Origin of the sequence: Pandoraea horticolens, assembly GCF_902459555.1 — a bacterium.
Taxonomy (GTDB): Bacteria; Pseudomonadota; Gammaproteobacteria; order Burkholderiales; family Burkholderiaceae; genus Pandoraea; species Pandoraea horticolens.
This window is the reverse complement of sequence record NZ_CABPSM010000002.1, coordinates 351074-375555: the sequence shown is the minus strand read 5'-3', so window position 1 is coordinate 375555 and position 24482 is coordinate 351074. Positions and strand designations below refer to the sequence as shown.

Sequence of the window (24482 nt, the reverse complement as noted above, 5' to 3'; positions counted from 1 at the left end):
GACGGACGCTAGCACACTACGCGTGTTGCGGCTGATAAGACGAGCCACGGCGCGAAGGGTTCCCTAGCAGGCGCCCGCACTTTGATGTCCCCCTCGAAAAGTGAACCGAATTGCGCCTGCGTTGCTCCAATCGCCGTAAAATTGCACGTCGACGCGCGCCGGTGCCCTCTCATCCCCACGATAAACGGTACCGCGGACGTCAGTCCTGCCTAGCCGGAGTTTCCCCTTGTTGTCGTTGATTCGAGTTTTGCGTCGCGCGCTCATGCCGACCGCCCACAGTGCCCCCGCCATGTCGTCTTCGCCCCGGCCCGCCCTCGCGCGCCGCCGCCGGCTTACCACATCCCCGCGCACGGCCCTGAGCGCCCTCGCCATGGCTGCCGTGCTGGCCGGGTGTGCCAGCGCCCCGCCGATCGACTCGCAGGGCAATGCGCTTGCCACGCCCACTAGCTCGACACCGCCGGTTGCGCAGGCGCCGGCAGTACCCGCCACACCGATCGCTCCGCCCAAGGTTGTACGGCCGCTGAAGATTGGCCTGGCGCTCGGTGGCGGCGCGGCCCGTGGGTTCGCGCATGTGGGGGTGATCAAGGCATTGGAAGCACGTGGCATTCACGCAGACATCGTGGTTGGCACCAGCGCGGGCAGCGTCGTTGGCGCGATGTATGCCTCCGGGCTGAACGGCTTTCAGCTCAATCGTCTGGCCTCAACGATGGATGAGGCGTCGATCAGCGACTGGACTATGCCTTTCCGCTCGCGCGGCATGTTGCGCGGTGAAGCGCTGCAGTCTTACGTCAACAAGATCCTCAAGGACCGTCCGATCGAGCAGATGCCGCGTCAGTTGGGCATTGTGGCCACCGACTTGCAGAGCGGCGCGCCCATCCTGTTCCGTCGCGGCAACACCGGTCAGGCAGTGCGGGCTTCGAGCAGCGTGCCGGGCGTGTTCGAACCCGTACGCATTGGCGCTCGCGATTATGTCGACGGTGGTCTCGTCGCCCCGGTGCCTGCCGAATATGCCCGGCAGATGGGCGCCGACTTCGTGATTGCGGTCGATATCTCGGCCAATCCGACCGTACAAGCGACACAGGGCCAGTTCGACATCCTCATGCAAACGTTCACGATCATGGGACAGTCGATCAAGCAGTACGAACTGGAGAAAAACGCCGACATCGTGATTCGCCCGTCGCTGGCAAAGATGGCAGCCTCGGACTTCCAGGGCCGCAACCGAGCGATTCTCGCCGGAGAGGAAGCCGTTGCGAAGCTATGGCCGGAGATTCAGCGTAAGCTGGCCGACGCACGGACGGACGCTACGCGCGGCATGCCTCAGGCTTCGCGCTGAAGGGGGCGCCCCCGCCGGGCCGCCACGCGCGGACCAGGGTTGCCAGAACGCGTCTAACCAGCCCCATCGTGGGCCGGATGCCTCAAAAGAAAAGCCGCCCATTGGGCGGCTTTTTCATTCGCGTTGATGTCCACTGACTCAGCGGACACCGCAGCTTACATCGGGTGGTCGTTCTTGAAGAGCTGCTCGACACGCGTCAGTTCGGCGCTGGCTTTGAGCGTTTCGACGCGGCGAGCGCCGTTGTAACGGGCCGACCAGTACGACTCACGCAGGTCTTCCACGCGAATCTTGCCGCCCGTGGCCGGAGCGTGCACAAACTTGTCGCCGCCAATATAGATGCCAACGTGCGAGAAGCTACGGCGCATCGTGTTGAAGAACACCAGATCGCCCGGCTTTAGATCGGTCTTGGCGATACGCTCGCCCACCTGGCTCATTTCTTCCGAGCGGCGCGGCAGCATGAAATTGAGCGTGTCCTGGAACACATAGCGTACGAAGCCACTGCAATCCAGACCGCTATCCGGCGTGTTACCGCCGTACTTGTAGCGCACGCCGATGTAGTTCAACGCGCCAAGTACGACGTCTGATGCCTTGTCGGTAACGTTCGAGAGCAGTTTCTGCGCACGTTGCACGCGCGACTCTTCGACAGCCGCCTGCGGGGCATCGGACATGCCTGCCGTGGCAGCGTTGGTCGTGGCGTTCTGGGAAGCGTTGGCGGCCTGAATGGCGGCGGCAGCTGCCCGAGCAGCGGGGCTCGGGCCATTGTTGTAATCGTCAGCCTTCGCTGTCAACGAAGCGGTGACGAGGCCAGCGGCAGTGAACGCGAGAAGGAGAGTCTTGCGGGTGCGCGAAGGGGTCGTCGTCTGCATTGGTCGCCGGGTTGAGTGTGTCGGATGGCCGATGAGTAGCTCGTCAGGTGCAACAGGATGCTGCCATGTCGAATACCATCGAGTCACGCCCGGCCAGACCCACCGCCGAACTTGTCGTCTGAACTGACCTGTTAACTCGTTGAATATTCAACTTTATTGGTAGGCGATAGTAATGTGAACGTCACATGATGTCAAAAGGTAATAGAAAAAAACAATCAATACAACCAGAAAATTCTCATTACCAATCAAGCCTTTGAGATTTAGCCGACGTTCCGCGACGTTACGTGACGTTTCATTGCTACGTCATGGGCCTACAACATGGCCGCCGCGACCAGTTCCCGGGTGTAATCGTTTTGCGGATCAAAAAATACGGATTCCGTATCCCCCTGCTCCACCAGATGTCCGTCCTTAAACACCAGAACGCGGTGCGCCATAGCCCGCATTACCGCCAGATCGTGACTGATAAAGAGGTAGCTCAGGTTGTACTTGATCTGCAATTGGGCGAGCAGATGAAGCACCTGCTGCTGAATCGAGACGTCGAGCGCGCTGGTCGGTTCGTCGAGCACGAGAATCTGCGGATCGACGACGAGTGCGCGCGCAATGGCAATCCGCTGCCGTTGGCCGCCCGAGAACTCGTGCGGATAACGCGACATGGCGCGTACATCGATCCCCACCTCGCGCAACACGTCCGCCACGCGCGTGCGCCGCTCGTCCTCCGTCTGCTGCGGACGATGCAGCGCGAGCCCCTCCCCCACAATCTCCTCGACGGTCATACGCGGCGACAGCGAGCCGAACGGGTCTTGAAATACGATCTGCATGCGTGAGCGCAACGTGCGCTGCGCGGTGCCACGATAGGACGAAAGCGGCTCGCCCTGAAACTCGATCTGTCCGGCGCTCGCGCGCTGAAGCCCGAGCAACGCCATCGCGAGCGTCGACTTGCCGGAGCCCGACTCGCCCACCACGCCAAGCGTCTCTCCCTGACGCAATGCCAGATCGACCGGATGCACCGCCCGGAACCGCCCGCGCCGGAACCAGCCGCGCATACCGGGCTGTGAGATCGGATAATCCACCGCGACGCCACGCGCTTCGAGCAACACCGGCGCAATCGGCAGCACGGGATGAATCTCGCGTTGCGGGCGGCTGTCGATGAGTTTCCTTGTGTACGGATGCTGCGGATTCGCAAAGAGCGTCTCGGTATCGGCGCACTCCACGAGCATGCCCTTCTCCATTACCGCCACGCGTTGCGCGAACCGCCGCACCAGATTCAGGTCGTGCGTGATGAGCAGCACGGCCATGCCGCGCTTCTCAGCGGCGTCGCGCTGCAATTCGAGCAGCAGCTCGATGATCTGTGCGCGAATGGTGACGTCGAGCGCCGTGGTCGGCTCGTCCGCCAACAGCAACTTGGGACGGCAGGCGAGCGCCATGGCGATCATGGCGCGTTGGCGCTGGCCGCCGGACAACTCATGCGGGAAGTGCGACACACGGCGTTCCGGCTCGGGGATGCCCGTGCGGCGCAGCAACTCCACCGCACGCGTCTTGGCGTCTCTGGAAGAGAGTCCCTCGTGCAGTTCGAGCGCCTCGGCAATCTGCTCACCAACCGGATACAGCGGATTGAGCGCGGTCATCGGCTCCTGAAAGATCATGGCGACGTCGTTACCGCGCACCCCACGCATGGCACGCTCGCTCAACGACGCCAGATCCACGCCGTCGAGCATGACGCGTCCCTGAGTCTGTGCGTCCTGCAACAGACGCAGGATGGCCAGTGCCGTCACGCTCTTGCCGGAACCCGACTCACCGACCAGCGCGACGCGCTCGCCGCGCTCGATGGCGAGGCTCACGCCCTTCACCGCTTCAGTGTCGCCGAAGCGCACCGACAGGTTTTCGATACTGAGCAACGGCGCGGTCACATCGCCCCCCCGGCCGCGGCCTGTTTGTCCGCGATACGCGTGTCGAGCGCATTTCGCAAGGCGTCTCCCATGAACGTGAGCAACAGAAGTGTGAGCACCAGCACGACGAACGTGGCCAGCGAAATCCACCACGCGTCGAGATTCGCTTTCCCTTGATTGAGCAACTCGCCGAGGCTTGGCGTGGGCGGCGGCACGCCAAGCCCGAGGAAGTCGAGACTCGTGAGCGCCAGAATCGCTCCGCTCATGCGGAACGGCAGGAACGTGATCACTGGCGTCATGCTGTTGGGCAATACGTGACGCCGGATGATCTGCCAGTTCGAAAGCCCCATCGCCCGCGCCGCACGAACGTAATCGAGCTGACGATTGCGCAGAAACTCGGCACGCACATAATCAGATAACCCGATCCAGCCGAACAGCGAGAGCAGTACGAAGAGCAGCCACAGATGAGGCTCGAAAATCGACGCAAAAATGATGAGCAAATACAGCTCGGGCAGCGATCCCCATACTTCGATGAGGCGTTGCAGCGTCAGGTCGATGCGTCCGCCGTAGTAGCCCTGCACGGCACCGGCCAGCATACCAAGCAAGGTGCCGGAGATGGTCAGCGCCAGCGCGAAGATCACCGATAGCCGGAACCCGTAGAGCAGCCGCGAGAAGACGTCGCGCCCGCGGTCGTCCGTGCCAAGCCAGTTCTCAGACGACGGCGGCGCCGGATTGGGCACCTTCGCGAAATAGTTGATGGTGTCGTAACTGTAGCGCACCGGCGGATAGATCGCGAAGTTCTCGCCTGCGCGGATACGGCCTTCGATGAAGGGATCGAGGTAATCGGTCGGAGTCGGGAAGTCGCCGCCGAAGGTCGATTCGGGATACGTCTTCACGAGCGGGAAATACCACTGCCCGTCGTAGCGAACGACCCACGGTTTGTCGTTGGCAATCACCTCGGCAAAGAGGCTGATGCCGAACAGCACGACGAACGCGACAAGGCTCCAATAGCCCATTCGATGGCTGCGAAAGCGCCGCCAGACGCGCCAGCGCGGCGAACGCGATGGCGAAGGCGATGGCGTTGAGGCGAACGACGACGGGCGTGGCGATGGCGTGGCGGATCGGGTCACGTCAGTGCTCCAGTCGATCGAATTGAATGCGCGGGTCGACCAGCACGTAGCACAGGTCGGAGATGAGCTTGGTCAGCAAGCCGATGAGTGTGAACAGATACAGCGAGCCGAGCACGACCGGGTAGTCGCGACGCTGAACCGATTCGTACGACAGGCGGCCGAGTCCGTCGAGCGAGAACAGCGTCTCGATCAGCAGACTCCCAGCGAAGAATGCGCCGATGAACGCCGCCGGAAAGCCGGTAATCAGCGGAATCAGCGCATTGCGAAAGACATGCTTGAACAGCACCTTGCGCTCCGAGAGACCTTTGGCGCGCGCGGTCAGCACGTACTGCCGGCGAATCTCGTCGAGGAAGGCGTTCTTCGTGAGCATGGTAATCACTGCGAAACTGCCGACGACCGACGCCGTCACCGGCAGCGTGATGTGCCACAGATAATCGGTGATCTTTGCCGGCCACGACAGATCGCTCCAGTTATCGGAGACGAGTTCGCGCAGCGGGAACAACTGCCAGAACGTGCCCCCGCCGAAGAGCACGAGCAGCAGCACCCCGAGCACGAAGCCCGGGATGGCATAGCCGACGAGCACGACCAGACTCGTGAGCGTGTCGAATCGGGAACCGTTACGCACCGCCTTGGCGATACCCAACGGTACCGATATCAGGTACGTCAGGAAAAACGTCCACAGCCCGAGAGAAATCGACACCGGCAACTTCGAGACGATGAGCGACCACACGCTCTGGTGACGGAAGTAACTGTCGCCCAGGTCGAATTTCGCGAAGCGCTTGAGCATCAGCCAGTAGCGCTCCGCCGGCGTCTTGTCGAAGCCATAGAGCGCCTTGATCTGCGCGAGTTGTTGCGCGTCGATACCGCGCCGTCCGCGATAATCGCTACCGCCTCCGCCGCTCGCCTCACCGCCACCGCCCGCGCGGCCCTTGAGTTCGAGCATCACCTGCTCGACCGGGCCGCCCGGCACGAATTGAATGACGACGAAGGTCAGCGTGATCACGCCGAGCAGTGTCGGAATCATGATCAACAACCGTTTGAGTATGTAGGACCACATGGTTGGGGGACAGCTCCTGTCGGTGTCTGGCGCTCAGGGAGAATCTATCGGGACGCCGCAGAAGCGGCGGGGGCCGGGGGAACAGGCGCACCGGACGCCTCAGGCACCTCAGACGCAGCGGACGTTACCGCCTTGCCCTGCCCGACGCGCGAATCCCACCACATCGACACGAGCCAGCCTTCCGCGGTGTAGTACTGCGGTAGTTTTTCCGGGAAACGCAGATATTGCCGGTAAGCCATGCGATGCGTCGACGAGAACCAGTTCGGGACGATGTAGTAGCCGTGCATCAGCACCCGGTCGAGCGCGCGCGCGGAGGCCACGAGGTCTTCATAGGTATGCGCGCGCACGAGCGAAGCCACGAGCGCATCGACGGCCGGGTCTTTCAGACCAATGACGTTGTCCGAGCCGTCCACATTGGCCGACTGACTGCCGAAGCGATCGATCAACTCCGTGCCGGGGATCTGTGAATCGGGATAGCGCAACGAAATCATGTCGAAGTCAAAGGTCTCGATACGCTTCTGATACAACGCAAAGTCGCTCGTGCGGAAGTTCAGTGTGATGCCGAGCTTCGCGAGATTGCGCGCGTAAGCCGACGCGACCGGTCCCATCGCACCGCCGTCGTCGAGAAACTCAAATACGAACGGCTCCCCCTTCGCGTTACGCAAAGCGCCATCGCGATAAGTCCAGCCCGCTTGCGCCAGCAGTTGCCGCGCCTCGCGCAGGTTCTCGCGCAGACTCGCAGGCGGGTTCGTCGTGGGCTGCACGACCATCGGCCCGAACACGGCCGGATCGAGCTTCTTGCGCAATGGCTCGAGCAGCTTCAACTCCGCCTCGCTCGGCATGCCGCGCGCCGCGAGATCGCTGTTGGTGAAGTAGCTGTAGATGCGCTGATACTGGTTGTAGAACAGTTGCCGGTTGAGCCACTGATAGTCCAGCGCGAGGCCCAGCGCGCGGCGCACACGCACGTCGCGGAACATGTCGCGGCGCACGTTCAGGATGAAGCCCTGCATGCCGGCCGCATTGTGATGCGCGAACTCGCGCTTGATCAGTTCGCCATCGCGAAAGCGCTTGCCCACGTAACTGCGCACCCAGCTTCGGGCGCGGAACTCGGTGGTCGCATCGAACTCGCCCGCCTTGAAGCCTTCGAGTCGCACGATGTCGTCGGAGTAGAGCTTGTAGACGATGCGATCGAAGTTGTACGTGCCCCGTCGTACCGGCAGCTCGCGCCCCCAATACTTCGGATCGCGCCGGAAAGTAATACGCCGCCCGCCGTCGTACGACTCGATCAGATAGGGGCCACTCGCAATCGGTGTCTCGAACGTCAGAGCGTCGAATGCCTTGCGCTTGCCATCGGCGCCTGCCCCCCACTTGGGTGAGAACACCGGCACCGTTGCCACGAGCAGCGGCAGATCAGGGCTCACGCGACGAAAGTCGAAGCGCACGCGGCGCTTGTCGAGGACAGTCGCGCCCTTCACGTCCGAGAGCATGACCTTGAAACCCGGCGCGGACTGCGGACCCATCAGGGTATCGAAGGAATACTTGACGTCCTGCGCCGTCACCGGATCGCCATTGTTGAAACGCGCCGCCGGATTGATGTGGAACGTGACCGAGGTGCCATCGGGGGCCACGGCGATGTCGTCGGCGAGCAGACCGTAGACGGTCGCGGGTTCGTCCGCACTGCCAATGCCGAGCGTCTCGAACATGAGACCGAGCACCCCCGGCGGCGACGTGCCGCGCAGCGTGAACGGGTTGAACTTGTCGAAGCTGGTGCGGCGGTCGGGGTTCGCCAATGTCAATGTGCCGCCACGCGGCGCGTCGGGATTGACGTAATCGAAGTGCGTGAACCCCTGCGGATACTTGGGCTCACCGTATTGCGCGATGGCGTACTTGGCGTAGGCCGCGGGGGCCAGCAACAGGCCTGCGGCAAGCACCGGAACAACCGTCAGGGAAAACACGAAGCCACGGAGCGAGCCCCGCGTTGTGTGTGGATGCCGTGTGGTGCGCGCGTTCATGCGTCTCCTGTGTTGGTCGGCGCGTGCGCCAGACTGTCGGGGCCCGGACGCATCCAGCCCCCTCCCCTTCGCTCCGCCGCGACATCTGGTAACGTCTCGTAACCACACCGTCACGCACATTTCCCGCATGAGGGTTGGCGGCACGGTCGGACCGCGCGACAATTGTACCCAAAAGCCCGGCGTTCACCGCACTGAAAGGCATTTGCCCGCCGGCCCGGTTCCCTTATTTCCGCCCTGGAGGCCGACGTTGAGTGCTACACGATCGCCCGTGCAGAACCCCAACCGTACTCTTCCCCGCTGGCTCGCCAGATTTTTCTTTCAGTGTGTCGAAGCCGCGCAACGCCGCATTGCTCGCAGCTCGCTGGTCGGCGACAAACCCATCTTCGATAACGCCCAGTTCCCCTGGGTCGAAGCCATCGAAGCACAGGCCCCGGCAATCGCCAAAGAACTCGAAACCATCCTGGCTACCCCCGGACGCCTGCCCGCATTTCACGAGATCTCGCCCGATGTCGCCACCATCACGCAAGACCATCAGTGGCAGACCTTTGTCTTTCTCGGCTACGGCATGCGTGCCGAACGCAATCTCTCACGTTGCCCGGCCACGGCAGCCGCCCTCGAAGACATTCCCGGTCTGCGCACTGCGTTCTTCTCCATCCTCTCGCCCGGCAAGCAGATCCCGCTGCATCGCGGACCTTACAACGGCGTGCTGCGCTTGCATCTCGCGCTGAAAGTGCCGCGCCAACGCGAGAATTGCTGGATCGAAGTCGATGGCCAACGCTATGTCTGGCAAACGAATCACGCAGTAATCTTCGACGACGCGTACCCGCATCAGGTGCATAACGATACGGATGAGACCCGCGTGGTGCTGTTCGTCGATTTCGAGCGCCCATGCAAAGCGCCGGTGTCCTGGCTCAACAAATTGCTGCTCGCCTTCGCCCCGCTAACACCGGAGTTGCAGCAGGCCAAGACCAATCACGAAAAGTGGGAGCGCGACTACTACGCCACGCCCGCCGCGACCACGCAGCGCGCTGCCAACATACCGGCGGCAAACGCGCCCGAGGTCACTCCAGCGGCACAGGTCGAGCAGGTCGAACATGCCGAACATGCGGACTCGCATCGAGCGCAAGCCGTCGCTGACGAACGCGCACACGGTTAAACCCCGCACACAAAAAAACGCCAGCGAACTTTCCGCTGGCGTTTTTTATTTCGGGCCTGACTGCCGACTACCGTCCGGGTTGGGCAAGCGCGTCCTGCGCGGGCGGCGGCACGAAGTTCGCCGCCAGCACCGCAACGAGCGCCGCGGCCATCATCGCGCCAATGCCGAGCGCGGAATCCCCAAAACGCAGATACGCTACCTTCATCGCCTCGATCACGGCGACCGCGACAACGATGGTGATCATGCTGAGCATGCCGGCCACCGTGGCGCGATTGGGACTGTCGACGGCGAATAACGACTGCCGATAGACCACGCCGTAACACATACCCATCCCGAACGCATGCAGCGACGTGCCGACGAGCAACGCCGGATAACCCGGCGCGAGAATCGCCGTTCCAATCAGCGATACCGCCGCACCGATCAACATGGCCGCCACGCCGGTCGCCAGCAACCGGCCATTGGACCAGCGGCCGACCTGACGTGCGAGCAACACGTTGCCGAGAATCAACGCCGCGAACACCGGCACTTGCAGCACGGCGTACTGCATCTGCGACAAACCGGCGCGCTCGATCAGGAACACCGGACCCAGTGCGATCCAGGTGAGCAGCGGCGTCACGGCAAGCCCCGTCAGCACGGCGCCACGCCAGAAACGTGCACTCGAGAGCGGCAGCTTGTAGCCCGCCCAGAGTTGCTTCGCGTTCAACGCACCGCGATCATGGCGCGAGAGTTCCGGCATGGTGCGATACAACCCGATGAACGAGAACACGGCCACGATGGCGATCAGCCAGAAGATACTGCGCCACGGCCAATACGACACGACCGCAGCGCCCGCCAGCGGTCCGAACAACGGCGAGAGCAGCGACACGTTCGCCATGAGCGCCATGACACGGACCGCCGTCTTCTCTTCGAAAGCTTCGTGCACGGTCGGATACCCCACCGTCAGCACGAAGCAGCAGCCCATGCCCTGCAAGAAACGCAGCAGGATGAATTGCGGCATCGTCTGTACGTAGTGCATCGCCAGACACGCCACGACAAACATCGCGAGGCCGCAGAGCAGCACGCGACGGCGTCCGAAGCGATCGGCCAGCGGTCCGAGCAGCCATTGCAGGCTGGCGTTGCCGAGCATGGCGGCGGTGAGCGCCAGCGTGGTCATGTCCGCCGACGCGCCGAACTCGCGCGTTACCAGCGGCATGCCGGGCATGATCATGTCGTTCGAGATATAGACGGCAAACTCGAAGAGCACAAGCGAGAAGGGAAACCAGAATCTGGAAACCGGCGCGACTGAGTGAGACACCTCGTAAAGGCTCCTATGAAAGGCCAGCGCGCATGACGATGACCTTCGAAAAAACGACACCCCCGGTGCCTGCGAGGCACCGGGGGTGTCTGTGGTACCGGTGATGCCGTTTGCGTTACGGCATTCGATCGTTCAGACGTCCAACAGTTCGACCTCGAAGACCAGCGTCGCGTTAGGCGGAATCACGCCGCCGGCGCCGCGTGCGCCGTAGCCCAGTTCGGGCGGAATGACCAGCTTGCGCTTGCCGCCGACCTTCATGCCGGCAACGCCTTCGTCCCAACCGCGAATGACCATGCCGCCACCAAGCACGAAGGCGAACGGGTCGTTACGGTCTTTGCTGGAATCGAATTTCTTGCCGTCGGTCAGCCAACCCGTGTAGTGAACGGTGACGGTCTTGCCCGGCGTGGCTTCGGTGCCGTCGCCCACTTGCAGATCGTCGTATTGCAGGCCGGAATCGGTGGTGATAGTCGACATCGTTGTCCTCGCTGGAAGAAGAGATGGTATCGACGCGCGAGGTATCGCCAACGCGCGAACTCGGGAAAGAAAAAACCCCCGGCTCTCCGCGAAGAGCCGGGGGTGTTCCGCCAAGGCGACTTGGCGGAGACGGAGGGATTCGAACCCTCGATCCAGGTTTTGGCCCAGATGCTCCCTTAGCAGGGGAGTGCCTTCGACCTCTCGGCCACGTCTCCCAAACTTGTCGTCACATCAGGGAGGTGATGCAACGAAGGCGTGATATTACCTACTGTTCTCGATGCCGTCAAACATTATGCGCATCAAAATCCAACATTTTTTGCACGGGTGTCATGCACTCGACACGTTCGGGGAGTTTTCCCCGCATCACATCGCGAAATTCGCGCTGTGCGCCGCATGCTCCACGCAAGCACGCGACACGCCGTGCGACTCGACCGAGGGCGTTTACGCCTGATCGAGTTCGAACGCCTTATGCAGCGCACGCACCGCCAGCTCCATGTACTTCTCGTCGATCAACACGGAGATCTTGATCTCCGAGGTCGAGATGAGCTGGATGTTGATGCCCTCTTCCGACAGCGTGCGGAAGGCCTTGCTGGCGATACCGACGTGCGAGCGCATGCCCACGCCGACGATGGACACCTTCGAGACCTTCGGGTCGCCCACGACTTCGGCAGCGCCGATGTGAGCTTGCACATCGTTTTGCAGCAGCGCCATGGCACGCTGATAGTCGCCGCGCGGCACGGTGAACGTGAAGTCGGTCTTACCTTCCACGCTCAGGTTCTGGATGATCATGTCGACATCGATGTTCGCGTCGGCGATCGGGCCGAGGATCTGGTACGCGATGCCCGGGCGGTCCGGCACGCCGCGCACGGTGATCTTGGCCTCGTCGCGCTGGAATGCGATACCCGAGATGATGGCCTTTTCCATTTGTTCGTCTTCCTCAAAAGTAATCAGCGTGCCCGAGCGCGCTTCTTGGTCGAGCGCAATCATCGGATCGGTCAGGCTCGAGAGCACGCGCGTCTTGACCTGGTACTTGCCGGCGAATTCCACCGAACGGATCTGCAGCACCTTCGAGCCGAGACTGGCCATTTCCAGCATCTCTTCGAAAGTGACCTTGTCGAGGCGGCGCGCTTCGTCGACCACACGCGGGTCGGTCGTGTACACGCCGTCGACGTCAGTGTAGATCAGGCACTCATCGGCCTTCAGCGCAGCAGCCACCGCCACTGCCGACGTGTCCGAGCCCCCGCGACCCAGCGTGGTCACGTTGCCGTTCGGATCGATCCCCTGGAAGCCGGTAATGACCACCACGCGGCCGGCATTGAGATCGGCCATCACGCGTGTGTCGTCGATTTCCGAAATGCGGGCTTTGGTAAAAGCGCTGTCGGTCTTGATCGGTACTTGCCAACCGGCGTAGCTCACGGCATCGACGCCGGCTTCCTTGAGTGCTATCGCCAGCAGGCCAACGCTCACTTGCTCGCCCGTGGCGGCAATAGCGTCGAGTTCGCGCGGATCGGGGTGAGCCGAAATTTCTTTGGCCAGACCCAGCAGACGATTGGTCTCGCCGGACATCGCCGACGGCACCACCACCATCTTGTGACCGGCCTTATGCCACTTGGCCACGCGCTTGGCGACATTCTTGATGCGCTCCACCGAGCCCATCGACGTGCCGCCGTATTTGTGTACGATCAGAGCCATAACATTGCTAACACATTGATTTAAAACCGTTTATGAATCCTGCGCAGATACCCGCCAATGGATATCGGTGACGTTTCGATTCGCGGAACTTTTAATTATCGCACGAATGTATCGCGCCTGAGCCGGTTTGGCGCAGATTGCGCTGCCATTGCCACGAGATGCCGCATCCGGCAGCAGATTATGCTGTTTTTCGCGCCCTATGCTTCGTCGCGCCACATCATCCGCCAGCGTACGCCGGTACTCTCGTCACTTTGTGCCGCGCCATCGATCCCCAGACGTGCAACGAAGACAATCTCGCTCCCCTGCCAGACGATCGGCACCTGCCGCAACCACGCGGCGACCCCGCGACTTTGGTACCAGTGCTTGAGCGAGCGCGAATGGCCACCCGCACGCTCGCGCCATCTCTCGCCGCCCGCACGCGACCTTGCCACAAGGGGATGGGCACGCAACATGCGCTCGTCGACGGTGTCCTCGACAGACTCACCCTCGGCGACCGGCGTAAACACGATGTGCCCCTGCCATTGCGGCAAAGGCCATTCCCGCTGGCCCGACCATCGCAATACGGCGTCAGGCGCCGCATCGTCTCGATGTGCCGAACCGTAGACCGCTGTCCATTGCAGTTCGTCGCGATACAACCGCAAGACGGCGTCGCCATGTGGCAACTCGAGCGAAGCGTCGGCCTGCGCATCGCGAATCTGCCGCACCCACTCGTCCAGCCGCGCTTCCGGCGGCATAGCCAACCCGCGGCGCGCAGTCCAGTACCGCAGAAGATTCGCCAGTCGAGATGAGGCCAATGCCTGCAAACGGCTGCGCTGCAAACGCTCGTCTCCATTGGCAGATGGCGAGCGCGCCATGTCGAAATCGGCTTGTGCGAGTTGGTCGAGCAGCGACTGCGCCTGTGCGGCATGCCGCGCGAACCGCGCCAAGGTCTCCCGGTACGCGGGGACATGCGCCGCGATCGCAGGCATCACATCGTGACGCAACGCATTACGCAGGTAGTGACGATCGTCGTTGGACGGATCTTCGACCCACGATAGCGAACGCGCCTTTGCATATGCACGCATCGTCTCGCGCGAGATGTCGAGCAGCGGGCGCAGCAAGCGCACGCGACACGGCTCGCCCGATTCGCCCGATTCGCCCGATTCGCCCGATTCGCCCACCTCGCCGCCCACAGCGGGCAGCGCGCCTTCCACCGCCATCGCCGCCACGCCGGGCAGCCCAGCGCCACGCAACATTTGCAGCAGTACCGTCTCTGCCTGATCGTTCGCGTGATGAGCACTCAGAAGCCATCCCACGCCATGCGCGACGCAAGACGCCGCGAGGGCTTCATAGCGCGCCGCACGTGCCGCGCCTTCTATACCCTGGCGCGCGTCGCGCGGCACACTCACGCGCCGCGCCTCAAACACAAAGCCGCGCAAACGCGCTTCGCGCTCACACACGACGACCCAGTCGTCCGCGTGTTCGGACAGTCCGTGATGAATGTGGATGGCCAGCGGCGGCGCAATCGCCTCGCCGGCTTCACGACGCGTCTGAACCCAATGTGCCAGCGCATCGAGCAGCACCATCGAATCGAGGCCGCCGCTCAGCGCGAGAGCGAAGGGGCTGCCGGGTGCGAGTGCGTCGCAAGCGGTGACGTGCGCCGCCAGCGCCATACGCAAAGCGACGTCCACATGTGCAACTGCCGCGTCGCATCGGGCAGATGCGAACGCGGCAGCGGAAGAATCGTGATGAGGCATCGGATTCGGCGTCATCGCCACGACAGGCGACGACGCAATGACGGACGCTTTACTTCGCGCCGGCTTCCTTGAATTTGCCATAGCTCATCAGACGCTCGAAGCGACGCTCGAGCAGTTCCTTGTGGCTGATGCCCTGGAACTGGCGCAGCGAGTCGGCCAGTCCACGCTTGAGCATGCCGGCCATGCCGAGCGGGTCGCGATGCGCACCACCCAGCGGCTCGTTGATGATCTTGTCGATCAACCCCAGTGCCTTCAGACGGTGAGCCGTCAGACCCAGCGCTTCGGCCGCCTCGGGCGCCTTGGCAGCGCTCTTCCACAGAATCGACGCGCAACCCTCCGGCGAGATCACCGAGTACGTCGAGAACTGAAGCATCATGACCGTATCGGCCACGGCAACAGCCAGCGCACCGCCTGAACCGCCCTCGCCGATGATCGTGGTGATGATCGGCGTCTTGAGTTCGGCCATCACGTACAGGTTGTGACCGATGGCTTCCGACTGGCCGCGCTCTTCGGCGTCGATCCCCGGATAAGCGCCCGGCGTATCGACGAACGTGAAGATGGGCAGACCGAACTTCTCGGCGAGCTTCATCAGGCGCATGGCCTTGCGATACCCCTCGGGACGCGGCATGCCGAAGTTGCGCAGCGCACGCTCCTTCGTGTCGCGGCCCTTCTGGTGACCGATGACCATGCAGGCCTGGCCGTTGAAACGCGCCATGCCACCCACAATGGCGTGATCGTCAGAGAAGGCGCGATCGCCATGCAGTTCGTGGAAGTCGGTAAAGATGTCGCGAACATAATCGAGCGTATAGGGACGCTGCGGATGACGCGAAATTTGCGAAACCTGCCACGGAGACAGGTTCGTGTAGATGTCCTTGGTGAGCTGCTGGCTCTTCTTCGAGAGGCGCTCGATCTCTTCGGAAATGTCGACGGCTGAATCGTCTTGCACGAAGCGCAGCTCTTCAATCTTCGCTTCGAGTTCGGCGATCGGCTGTTCAAAATCCAAAAAGGTGTTCTTCATCAGGTTTCCCCGGAAATGCGGCAGCGTATTGTACCGCCGGCAACGTCTACCCGGCCGAGATAGACAACTTTCATTGTCATTCAACCCGCAATAGACGCCAATAATGACTGAATGAGACGGAATGGACGCGGATTATACGTCCTCGGCAGAACAATCAGTATTCCACCGGCACCGGTTCGAGACTGCGCCACATGTACCAGGTGGCAACGGAGCGCCACGGCTCCCAATTGGCGGCCACTTCCCGCGCTTCGCTGCGCGTGACGGGCTCGCCGCTGAAATAGTTGACGCTGATCGCGTTGATCAGCCCGACATCGTCGAGCGGCAACACGTCGGGGCGCATCAGGTTGAACATCAGGAACATCTCGGCGGTCCAGCGGCCGATACCGCGAATGCCGGTCAACTCGGCGATGACGGCCTCGTCGTCCATGCTCGCCCAGGCGTCGACGTGCAGCACGCCCGATTTGAAGTGCGTGGCCAGATCGAGGATGTACTCCGCCTTGCGGCGCGACAGCCCGCAACCGGCGAGCGCGTCGTGCCCGGCCTTGATGAACTGGGCTGGCGTGAGCTTCGGGCAGACCGCTACCACCCGATCCCATACGGCCTGTGCCGCTTTCACGGAGATCTGCTGGCCGACGATCGAGCGCGCGAGCGTGACGAACGGTTCGCCGCGTCCGGTCAGATGCGCCGGGCCAAATTGCGGAATCAGTTTTTTGAGAATGCGGTCGCGCTTCATCAGATCGGCACACGCCTGATCCCAGAAGCCGGGACGCGTCGCGCCCGAGGCCACCGGCAGCGGCACCACACCGGTCACGACCTGCTCGATGACGTCGTGATCGATTCGCGCGATCTCCGGCGTCACGATGCGCGTCTCGCCATCGCGCTTGGCGATAAGGCGATGCGAGGTCGCGGGCGCTGACTTCGCAGGCGCCTTGCGCGCGACCTTCCCTGCGGACTTCGGCACCGCCTTTTGCGCGACCTTCGATGCCGCCGGCTGTGCAGCCTTGCGGGCGACACTGGTTTTCGCCGCCTTTTCGGTCGTCTTGCCGGCGGCGGTCTTCCTGCCGGTCTTGACAGCCGCAGGCTTGCCGACGGCTGCCTTGGCCGGCGTGCGACGTGCGCTCTCGCCGGCCGTCGCCGATTTGACGGCCTTGGTCGCCTTCTGCGCTGTCTTGGCCGCAGCGGTCTTGGTTGCAACCTTAGCGGCCACGGATTTACGAGTCACCATGAGATTTGCCTCGATGCGCCGCGCTCAGGCACGACGCCATTCGGTGGCGCCTCCGGGACGGTCTTCCAGCACGATGCCTTCGGCCAGCAGTTCGGCGCGAATGCGATCGGCTTCAGCGAAATTGCGTTCGCGCTTGGCTTGGGCGCGCGCCTCGACGCGCACTTCGACGGAGATACGTAACGCATCGCCATCGCCCGCGTCCTCGCCGCCCGCCGCCCCTTGCAGGAACGATTGCGGGTCACGGCCGAGCAACCCCAGCGTACCGGCAAGCCCCTGCAACTGACGCACGAGCATCGGATCGCGCTGCTTGTTGATTTCGCCGGCGAGTTCGAACAGCACGGAAATCGCTACCGGCGTGTTGAAATCGTCATTCATCGCCGTAGCGAAGCGCTGCGCGTATGGCTCGTTCCAGTCGAGCGGCGCCCCGTCGCCTGCCGCGTCCTTGAGCGCCGTGTACAGACGCGTGAGGCCGCCGCGCGCGTCGTCCAGATGCGCATCGCTGTAATTGAGCGGGCTGCGGTATTGGGCTCGCAGAATGAAGAAGCGCACGACTTCCGCGTCGAACTTCGCGAGCACTTCGCGAATCGTGAAGAAGTTGCCGAGCGACTTGGACATCTTCTCGTTGTCCACGCGCACGAAGCCGTTGTGCATCCAGTAATTCACGAACGTCTCGCCCGTGGCGCCTTCGCTCTGCGCGATCTCGTTCTCGTGATGGGGGAATTGCAGATCGGCCCCGCCGCCGTGAATGTCGAAATGATTGCCCAGCAACTGGCAGCTCATCGCGGAGCATTCGATATGCCAGCCCGGTCGGCCCGCGCCCCAGGGCGAGGCCCATTTCGATTCGTCGGGCTCGGTGTCTTTCGCGCGCTTCCACAACACGAAGTCGAGCGGGTCCTGCTTCGCGGTATTGGCGGCAACGCGCTCACCGGCACGCAGATCCTCGATGGACTTGCCCGACAGCTGGCCGTAGCGGGAGAACTTGCGCACGGCATAGTTCACGTCGCCGTCTTCGGCCTGATAGGCGTAACCGTTGCGTTGCAGCGCACCGATCATGTCGACCATCTGCGGGATGAAGTCGGTCGCACGCGGCTCGTGATCGGGGCGCTGGACGCCAAGCGCGCTGGCATCTTCATGCATTGCCGCGATGAAACGCGTCGTCAGTTCGCGCATCGTCTCGCCGTTCTCGACAGCACGCTTGATGATCTTGTCGTCGATGTCGGTAATGTTTTGTACGTAGGTCACCTGATACCCAAGCGTACGCAGCCAGCGCTGCACCATGTCGAACACCACCATCACGCGCGCATGACCAATGTGACAGTAGTCATACACCGTCATACCGCAGACATACATGCGGACTTCGCCGGGAACGAGGGGTACGAACGGTTGTTTGTCTCGCGCGAGCGAGTTGTAGACACGGAGTGAATCCATAGATAAGCGCTTGACCGGGCGGCAACAGCGCCGGACGCTGCGACGATGTTCTCGGGGACGTCACGGACTTCGTGACGAGAGCGACATCGCGAGGCGGGCTGCGCGCCGTGCGGTAGAAAAAACGAACTTGCGAACCACATCCACCGCCACTACGAGAAATGGCGCGGGCCGGGCGCAGGTGTTTTGTTAGAATGCGGCCGAGTATAGCATCTCTTGCGCACCTCTCAGGCATCCCAAGCACCCACTATGACGCAACGAAGCCGGTCACTTTTGTCCCCCGCAACGCGCCTTGTCTCCCGACTCCGCCCGGTCGCGGCTGCTGTACGCAGCGCCCGTGTGCTGGCGCTTACGGGTGCCACCCTCGGCCTCGCGGGCACGTTGTTCGCATTGCCCGCCGGTGCTCAGGCCATCATCGATCCGCCGCCGCCCGCCCCGCTGCAAACGCCGCAGCAAGCCAGCGAATCGGCCATCAACAAGCTGGTCGGCGCAGGCAAGTTCAGCGATGCGCTGGCGAAGATCGACGATCATCTCAAACAGTATCCGCGCGACGCGCAGGTGCGCTTTACACGCGGTCGCGTGCTCATGGAGATGGGTCGCAACGCCGAAGCCATCGACGCCTTCACCGCCCTCACGCAGGACTTCCCGGAACTGCCCGAGCCGTTCAACAACCTCGCGGCGCTCTACGCGCAGGCAGGTGAGTACGATAAGGCGCGTGCAGCGCTCGAGAGCGCGATTCGCAACAATCCGGGCTTCGCCGTGGCCTACTCAAACCTTGGCGACATCTATGCCAAGCTCGCCCAGCAGGCTTACCAGAAATCGCTGAAGCTCGCGCCGACGGCACGCGTATCGAACCGCGAAAAAATCCTGTCCAACATGCTTGCCCCGCAACGCGCAGCGCCCGTGAGCCAGACGCCGGCACCGGCCAAGGCCAGCGACGACGCCGCGCTCAAGAATGTCGGCAAGTCCGGCAACTGAGACGCTCCGCGTCTTCCCTCGAACCGAACCCTCATTGCATACGGAGACACGCATGTCCTTTCCGAATCGCCTGCGGCGCGCGCTGCTCGGCAGCGTGATTGCTGCGGCCGCCCTGTCGGGCACGAGCCTGTGCGCGTTCGCGCAAAGCGTCCAGCCGCAGGTGCAGTTCAAGACGTCGGCCGGCAACTTCGTGGTCGAACTCAACCCGAAGGCAGCCCCGAAGACGGTCGAGAACTTCCTTCAATACGTCAACGGTGGCTTTTATAACGGCACGATCTTCCACCGCGTCATGAACAACTTCATGATTCAGGGCGGCGGTTTCACGCCCGAGATGAATGAAAAGACCACGCGCGCGCCGATTCCCAGCGAATCGCAGAACGGTCTGAAAAACGTGAAAGGCGCCATTGCCATGGCCCGGACGTCGAACCCGAATTCGGCGACCGCGCAATTCTTCATCAATGTGAAGGATAATGCGTCACTGGATTACCCCAGCCCGGACGGCTACGGCTATACGGTATTCGGTAAGGTGGTGTCCGGCATGGATACCGTCGAGAAGATCAAGGGCGTTGCCACGACCCGCAAGGGCATGTACGACGACGTGCCGGCCACGCCAGTCGTGATCGAATCGGCTAGCGTCGTCAAGCACTGAAATCCGCCGGCCCATCGGAACCATTTCATCAGAAGGAAAGCATCATGGTTGAACTGCACACCAATCACGGCGTCATTCGCATCGAACTCGACGCAAACAAGGCCCCGAAGACGGTCGAGAACTTCCTCAACTACGTCAAGAACGGCTTCTACGACAACACCGTTTTCCATCGCGTGATCAATGGCTTCATGATCCAGGGCGGCGGCTTTGAACCGGGCATGAAGCAAAAGCCGACCGAAGCACCGATCGAGAACGAGGCCAACAACGGCCTGAAGAACGACAAGTACACCCTGGCCATGGCGCGCACGAACGATCCGCACTCGGCCACGGCACAGTTCTTCATCAACGTCAGCGACAACGACTTCCTGAACCACAGCGCGCCAACGCCGCAAGGCTGGGGCTACGCCGTGTTCGGCAAGGTCATCGAAGGTCAGGGTATCGTCGACCAGATCAAGGGCGTGAAGACCGGCTCGAAGGGCTTCCACCAGGACGTGCCGGTTGACGACGTCGTCATCGAAAAGGCCGTGATCGTCGCGTAAGCGCCGCCACCGCCAACTGCGATATTCGATGCCAGTATCGACTGCGCGGTGCCCGCAATGCCCCGTAACACCCCGGGGCGACGGGCCCGCGCTTTTCATTTCCGATCTTCACTTGTCGCCGGCGCTGCCGGGCACGGTGCAAGTCTTCGAGGACTTCCTTCGCGGCCCTGCGCGTGAAGCGTCCGTTCTGTTCATCCTCGGCGATCTGTTCGAATACTGGATCGGCGACGACATGCTCGATGTCGACGCGCCGGCCGCCACGAACGGTACCAACGTCGCCGCTGCCCCCCGCACATCGCCCGCCGCAGAACCCCTCGGCGCGTTCGCCCGCCGGATGACGGCGGCCATGGCCGAATTGTCGGCGAGCGGCGTGCCCATCGCCGTGATGCGCGGCAACCGCGATTTCCTGCTCGGCGAGCGATTTGCACGTGCCGCCGGTGCCGTCATGCTCGACGACCCGTGCGTCTTCTCGTTTCTCGGGCAGGCGCTGGTGCTCAGCCACGGCGACCAGTTATGTACCGACGATGTGGGCTATCAGCGCTTTCGCCGCGTCGCCCATTCGCCGCTCGGCAAGGCGTTTTTCCTGAGACTTCCGCTGCGATTGCGCATGGCCATTGCTAACCGCATCCGCAGACGCAGCGCCGCCAAGGGCGCGCATCGCATGGCCTACGCCGATGCCAATGCGAACGCCATCGCAGCCCTGCTCGACGCCGCCGGCGAACGCACCCTCGTGCATGGGCACACACATCGTCCGGCGCGGCACGCCGATGGCCGTCGCGTGCGCTGGGTGCTGCCCGACTGGGAGTTCGACGTGGAGCCGCCGCGCGGCGGGTATCTGCAATGGGACGCGCACGGTCTGCGCGCCATCGATCTCGCCCCTTCCACGACGTCAAGCGTCTAAGCCGGTCTCGATGCAAAACGGCCCGTGCTGATGACGGGCCGTTGGTCTATCGACGATGTTGCCCCGTATCGCCTCACATATCCTGAATTTCCTTGCCGAGCTTGCGCAGTTCGGCGGTGTCGATCTTGCTCGCGCCGAGGGCTTCGAGATGGGCACCAAGCTGGTTGAGCGCCGCCACCATCACGTCGATCTTGTGCGACTGATCGGTGGCATTTTCGATCAACCCGTGGATGGCAAGCGAGACAGGATCGTCGGCGTTCGGGGTGATGCCGTACGCAGAGAATTCCGTCTTGCGACCGCTGCCCTGAGACTTGGCCTCGCCCCCCTCGCGAGGCGTATCGGGACGAATGATGCGCGCGGGATTGCCCACTGCCGTGCCACCGGCAGGCACCGCTTTCACGACCACGGCGTTCGAGCCGATTTTCGCACCCTCGCCTACCGTGAAGCCACCGAGCACCTTGGCCCCGGCGCCGACGATCACACCGGATTCGAGCGTCGGGTGACGCTTTGCACCGCGCGACAACGACGTGCCGCCAAGCGTGACGCCCTGATAAATGGTGCAATCGTCGCCAATCACCGCCGTCTCGCCAATCACCACCCCCATGCCGTGATCGATGAAGACGCGGCGGCCAAGCGTCGCACCGGGATGAATCTCGATGCCCGTGAGAAAGCGTGCGTACTGCGACACATAGCGGCCGAGCCACTTGAAGCCAGACTGCCAGCAGCCATGCGCCACCCGGTGCAGCATCACCGCGTGCAGGCCGGGATAGCAGGTGAAGACCTCCCAGTTGCTGCGGGCCGCAGGGTCCTTTTGCCGAATGGCGGCGATGTCTTCGCGAAGATGGGTAAACATGAGCGTGATTCGATCCTGTCGTTTGCGTCCGGCCGTCTTCGGGCGGATCGCTGCGAAATTACCGGAAAGCGAGCGGCATGAGAGAGTGTCGCATCAATGCCGGCGCTTGCGCTCGAGAATGTGTTTCGCGATGCCGCGCAGAATGTTGACTTCCTCGCGCTCCAGATGACTCTTCGCGAAAAGCCGGCGCAGGCGCGTCATCAGCTTCTTCGGATTATCGGGATCGAGGAAATCGAGGTCGACGAGCGCTCGCTCCAGATGAGACAGCATGCCCTCGACGTCGTCACGGGTGGCGAGCGCCTCCGGAGTTTGCGCATCCAGCCCTGACGGCAGCGACGCCATCGCCACCGCCGCCGCGACGGGAGGCGCCTCGCCGCGCTCTCGCGCCAGACACGCCATGCGCACTTCGTAGGCGATCAACTGCACTGCCTGCGAAAGATTCAGTGAGCTGTACACCGGGTTGGCCGGAATATGCACGAGTGCATTGCAACGCTCCACGTCCGTATTCGACAGGCCCGTACGCTCGCTGCCAAAGACAAACGCCACCGCCTCGCCCTGCGCCGCATGCTGCACGGCCATCGCGGCACTCTCGCGCGGCTCGGCATTGGGCGGGCCGTATTCACGCGAACGCGCCGAAAGGGCCACGGCCCAGTTCACGCCCTGTAACGCCGCCCCCAGATCGGGCACGATTCGCGCGTTCGCCAGCACGTCGTCTGCGCCGCTCGCGAGCGCCGCGGCTTCCGGATCACGGAGCACGGCCTCCCCGGCGCGCGGCGCGACCAGCACCAACTGGCCAAAGCCCATCGTCTTGATCGCGCGCGCCGCCGAACCGACGTTGCCGGGGTGGCTGGTCTCGTTGAGCACGAAACGCACTTGATCGAACAACCGTGGCGACGGTATGGCAGCAGCAGATTGGGACATGAGGCAGCGGAGATGAGAAACCAGAGGCAGTGAACGGAATGGCGCAGCAGAAAACGCCGGCCGTGGATCGGCGCAACGACATTGCAGCACAACGGGCGGCACAGCGGCAAACGTCGCTATTTTGCCCTGAATCGCGAGCGCTGCGTGTCGTCGCACCGCACCACGCGCGGGAAGACCCCTTCGATGAAAAGGGGTCAGAAGACAAAGACGACACAGCGCACGGGCCGCGTTTTTGCTAAAATACGCGTTTTCGTCCTTGCAAACGAGCCGCCACCCAGTGCGCGGCGCTTGCGGGGCATCGCTCTTGCTCAATTTGTTCGCTTTGTCTGCCATGCCTGCCGTCCGGCCCAGAAAGGGTCGCGTGTACCGTCGGCAATGGCCTTAACAGGAATCTGTCATGCAGCATCCCATGCTCAATATCGCGGTGAAGGCCGCGCGCCGCGCCGGCAACATCATCAGCCGCGCCTCTCTCGACATCGACACCATCAAGGTCAGCAAGAAGCAGCACAACGACTTCGTGACGGAAGTGGACAAAGCAGCTGAGCTGGCGATCATCGAAACCCTCCTGCAAGCCTATCCGGACCACGCCATCCTCGCCGAAGAAACGGGCGAGGAGCACGGCAAGACGGGTTCGGAATACCAGTGGATCATCGATCCGCTCGACGGCACCACCAACTTCATTCACGGCCTGCCCTACTACTGCACGTCGATCGCCCTCGCGCACAGAGGTATCGTCTCGCAAGCCGTGGTCTACGATCCGACCCGCAACGAACTCTTCACCGCCTCGCGTGGGCGCGGTGCATTCCTCGACGGCAAGCGTATTCGCGTGTCGCGCCGCGATCGTCTGGCCGACGGCCTGATCGGCACCGGTTTCCCGTTCCGCGATCTGCAAGGCGTTGAAAACTATCTGAAGATGTTCGGCACGATGACCGAGCATTGCGCCGGCATCCGCCGTCCGGGTGCTGCGGCACTCGACTTGGCCAACGTCGCTGCCGGACGCATGGACGGCTTCTTCGAGCAAGGCCTGAACGCGTGGGACATGGCCGCCGGCAGCCTGCTGATTACCGAAGCCGGTGGTCTGGTCGGGAACTACACCGGCGAGTCGGACTTCCTGTTCGAAGGCGAAATCCTCGCGGGCAACCCGAAGATCTACGCGCAGATGGTCAAGCTGCTTGAAGGCTATTCGCGCGCCAAACGTCCGGCCACGCCGGCACGCGCCAGCAGCAGCGCGGCCACGCAAGACAGCGCACAGTCGTAAGAAGCGCATACGGGGGCATGACGCCCCCCTGTAAAAAAACCCCGGCGATGCTCGCGCATCCCGGGGTTTTTTGGTTTCC

At 62.7% G+C, this 24482-nt stretch carries 21 protein-coding genes and 1 tRNA gene; 7 read left to right on the top strand and 15 right to left on the bottom strand.

Going from position 1 to position 24482, the window contains the following annotated elements:
* Window positions 1-262: 262 nt before the first annotated feature.
* The gene (locus tag PHO31112_RS05555) at window positions 263-1333 is read left to right on the top strand and encodes a patatin-like phospholipase family protein (RefSeq protein WP_246177760.1); all 1071 of its coding nucleotides are present in this window, start codon (window positions 263-265) and stop codon (window positions 1331-1333) included.
* Window positions 1334-1488: 155 nt separating this feature from the next.
* Here PHO31112_RS05555 and PHO31112_RS05550 read toward each other — a convergent pair whose 3' ends face one another.
* From PHO31112_RS05550 to PHO31112_RS05530, 5 genes are all read right to left on the bottom strand, one after another.
* Complete coding sequence (locus tag PHO31112_RS05550) at window positions 1489-2199, bottom strand: C40 family peptidase (RefSeq protein WP_150619582.1); 711 nt, start codon at window positions 2197-2199, stop codon at window positions 1489-1491.
* Between the two features lie 311 nt (window positions 2200-2510).
* Complete coding sequence (locus PHO31112_RS05545) at window positions 2511-4106, bottom strand: ABC transporter ATP-binding protein (protein ID WP_150619581.1); 1596 nt, start codon at window positions 4104-4106, stop codon at window positions 2511-2513.
* A complete protein-coding gene (locus tag PHO31112_RS05540) occupies window positions 4103-5215 on the bottom strand; it encodes an ABC transporter permease (RefSeq protein ID WP_150619580.1) in 1113 nt (370 codons plus the stop codon). Before PHO31112_RS05540 ends, PHO31112_RS05545 begins: the two co-directional genes overlap by 4 nt.
* Before the next feature lies 1 nt (window position 5216).
* Window positions 5217-6272, bottom strand: coding sequence for a microcin C ABC transporter permease YejB (locus PHO31112_RS05535; RefSeq protein WP_150619579.1), 1056 nt, complete (start codon window positions 6270-6272; stop codon window positions 5217-5219).
* 44 nt (window positions 6273-6316) lie between these two features.
* Window positions 6317-8404 carry an extracellular solute-binding protein gene (locus PHO31112_RS05530; RefSeq protein WP_425495161.1) on the bottom strand — a complete coding sequence of 696 codons (2088 nt, stop codon included), beginning with the start codon at window positions 8402-8404 and terminating at the stop codon, window positions 6317-6319.
* A gap of 127 nt (window positions 8405-8531) precedes the next feature.
* Here PHO31112_RS05530 and PHO31112_RS05525 point away from each other — a divergent pair, with 127 nt between their 5' ends.
* Window positions 8532-9440, top strand: a complete 909-nt coding sequence (locus tag PHO31112_RS05525) for an aspartyl/asparaginyl beta-hydroxylase domain-containing protein (RefSeq protein ID WP_246177758.1) — start codon at window positions 8532-8534, stop codon at window positions 9438-9440.
* A 67-nt stretch (window positions 9441-9507) separates the two neighbouring features.
* Here PHO31112_RS05525 and PHO31112_RS05520 read toward each other — a convergent pair whose 3' ends face one another.
* The 8 genes from PHO31112_RS05520 to cysS all read right to left on the bottom strand — a co-directional run bounded on the left by PHO31112_RS05520 (window position 9508) and on the right by cysS (window position 18307).
* Window positions 9508-10734 carry an MFS transporter gene (locus PHO31112_RS05520; RefSeq protein ID WP_150619576.1) on the bottom strand — a complete coding sequence of 409 codons (1227 nt, stop codon included), beginning with the start codon at window positions 10732-10734 and terminating at the stop codon, window positions 9508-9510.
* Window positions 10735-10866: 132 nt separating this feature from the next.
* The gene (locus PHO31112_RS05515; protein WP_010807328.1) at window positions 10867-11208 is read right to left on the bottom strand and encodes an FKBP-type peptidyl-prolyl cis-trans isomerase; all 342 of its coding nucleotides are present in this window, start codon (window positions 11206-11208) and stop codon (window positions 10867-10869) included.
* Between the two features lie 121 nt (window positions 11209-11329).
* Window positions 11330-11423, bottom strand: a tRNA-Ser gene (locus PHO31112_RS05510).
* Between the two features lie 226 nt (window positions 11424-11649).
* Entirely contained in the window at window positions 11650-12900 is a 1251-nt protein-coding gene (locus PHO31112_RS05505; RefSeq protein WP_150619575.1) for an aspartate kinase, read from the bottom strand.
* Between the two features lie 197 nt (window positions 12901-13097).
* Window positions 13098-14570 (bottom strand): tRNA lysidine(34) synthetase TilS, encoded by a 1473-nt coding sequence (gene tilS, locus PHO31112_RS05500; protein ID WP_174995549.1) that lies wholly within the window; start codon window positions 14568-14570, stop codon window positions 13098-13100.
* Window positions 14571-14685: 115 nt separating this feature from the next.
* Window positions 14686-15654 carry an acetyl-CoA carboxylase carboxyltransferase subunit alpha gene (locus PHO31112_RS05495; RefSeq protein WP_150619573.1) on the bottom strand — a complete coding sequence of 323 codons (969 nt, stop codon included), beginning with the start codon at window positions 15652-15654 and terminating at the stop codon, window positions 14686-14688.
* Window positions 15655-15808: 154 nt separating this feature from the next.
* Window positions 15809-16879, bottom strand: a complete 1071-nt coding sequence (locus PHO31112_RS05490; RefSeq protein ID WP_150619572.1) for an endonuclease III domain-containing protein — start codon at window positions 16877-16879, stop codon at window positions 15809-15811.
* A gap of 24 nt (window positions 16880-16903) precedes the next feature.
* Window positions 16904-18307: a cysteine--tRNA ligase gene (gene cysS / locus PHO31112_RS05485; RefSeq protein WP_150619571.1), complete on the bottom strand. Its 1404-nt coding sequence runs from the start codon at window positions 18305-18307 to the stop codon at window positions 16904-16906.
* Between the two features lie 336 nt (window positions 18308-18643).
* Between cysS and PHO31112_RS05480 the strand changes: the two genes are divergently transcribed.
* From PHO31112_RS05480 to PHO31112_RS05465, 4 genes are read left to right on the top strand one after another with little or no spacing between them, the layout of a single operon-like run.
* On the top strand, window positions 18644-19282 hold the full coding sequence (locus PHO31112_RS05480; protein WP_246177757.1) for a tetratricopeptide repeat protein: 639 nt from the start codon (window positions 18644-18646) through the stop codon (window positions 19280-19282).
* 52 nt (window positions 19283-19334) lie between these two features.
* Complete coding sequence (locus PHO31112_RS05475) at window positions 19335-19931, top strand: peptidylprolyl isomerase (RefSeq protein ID WP_150619569.1); 597 nt, start codon at window positions 19335-19337, stop codon at window positions 19929-19931.
* Between the two features lie 44 nt (window positions 19932-19975).
* Window positions 19976-20470 carry a peptidylprolyl isomerase gene (locus PHO31112_RS05470; protein WP_150619568.1) on the top strand — a complete coding sequence of 165 codons (495 nt, stop codon included), beginning with the start codon at window positions 19976-19978 and terminating at the stop codon, window positions 20468-20470.
* A 28-nt stretch (window positions 20471-20498) separates the two neighbouring features.
* Window positions 20499-21371 carry a UDP-2,3-diacylglucosamine diphosphatase gene (locus PHO31112_RS05465; RefSeq protein ID WP_150619567.1) on the top strand — a complete coding sequence of 291 codons (873 nt, stop codon included), beginning with the start codon at window positions 20499-20501 and terminating at the stop codon, window positions 21369-21371.
* A 73-nt stretch (window positions 21372-21444) separates the two neighbouring features.
* On the opposite strand, the gene cysE is transcribed toward PHO31112_RS05465, so the two are convergent.
* Both cysE and PHO31112_RS05455 read right to left on the bottom strand, forming a co-directional pair.
* On the bottom strand, window positions 21445-22224 hold the full coding sequence (gene cysE / locus PHO31112_RS05460; RefSeq protein ID WP_150619566.1) for a serine O-acetyltransferase: 780 nt from the start codon (window positions 22222-22224) through the stop codon (window positions 21445-21447).
* A 93-nt stretch (window positions 22225-22317) separates the two neighbouring features.
* Entirely contained in the window at window positions 22318-23145 is an 828-nt protein-coding gene (locus PHO31112_RS05455; protein ID WP_150619565.1) for an RNA methyltransferase, read from the bottom strand.
* A 397-nt stretch (window positions 23146-23542) separates the two neighbouring features.
* Between PHO31112_RS05455 and PHO31112_RS05450 the strand changes: the two genes are divergently transcribed.
* Window positions 23543-24403: an inositol monophosphatase family protein gene (locus PHO31112_RS05450; RefSeq protein WP_150619564.1), complete on the top strand. Its 861-nt coding sequence runs from the start codon at window positions 23543-23545 to the stop codon at window positions 24401-24403.
* Window positions 24404-24482: the final 79 nt, after the last annotated feature.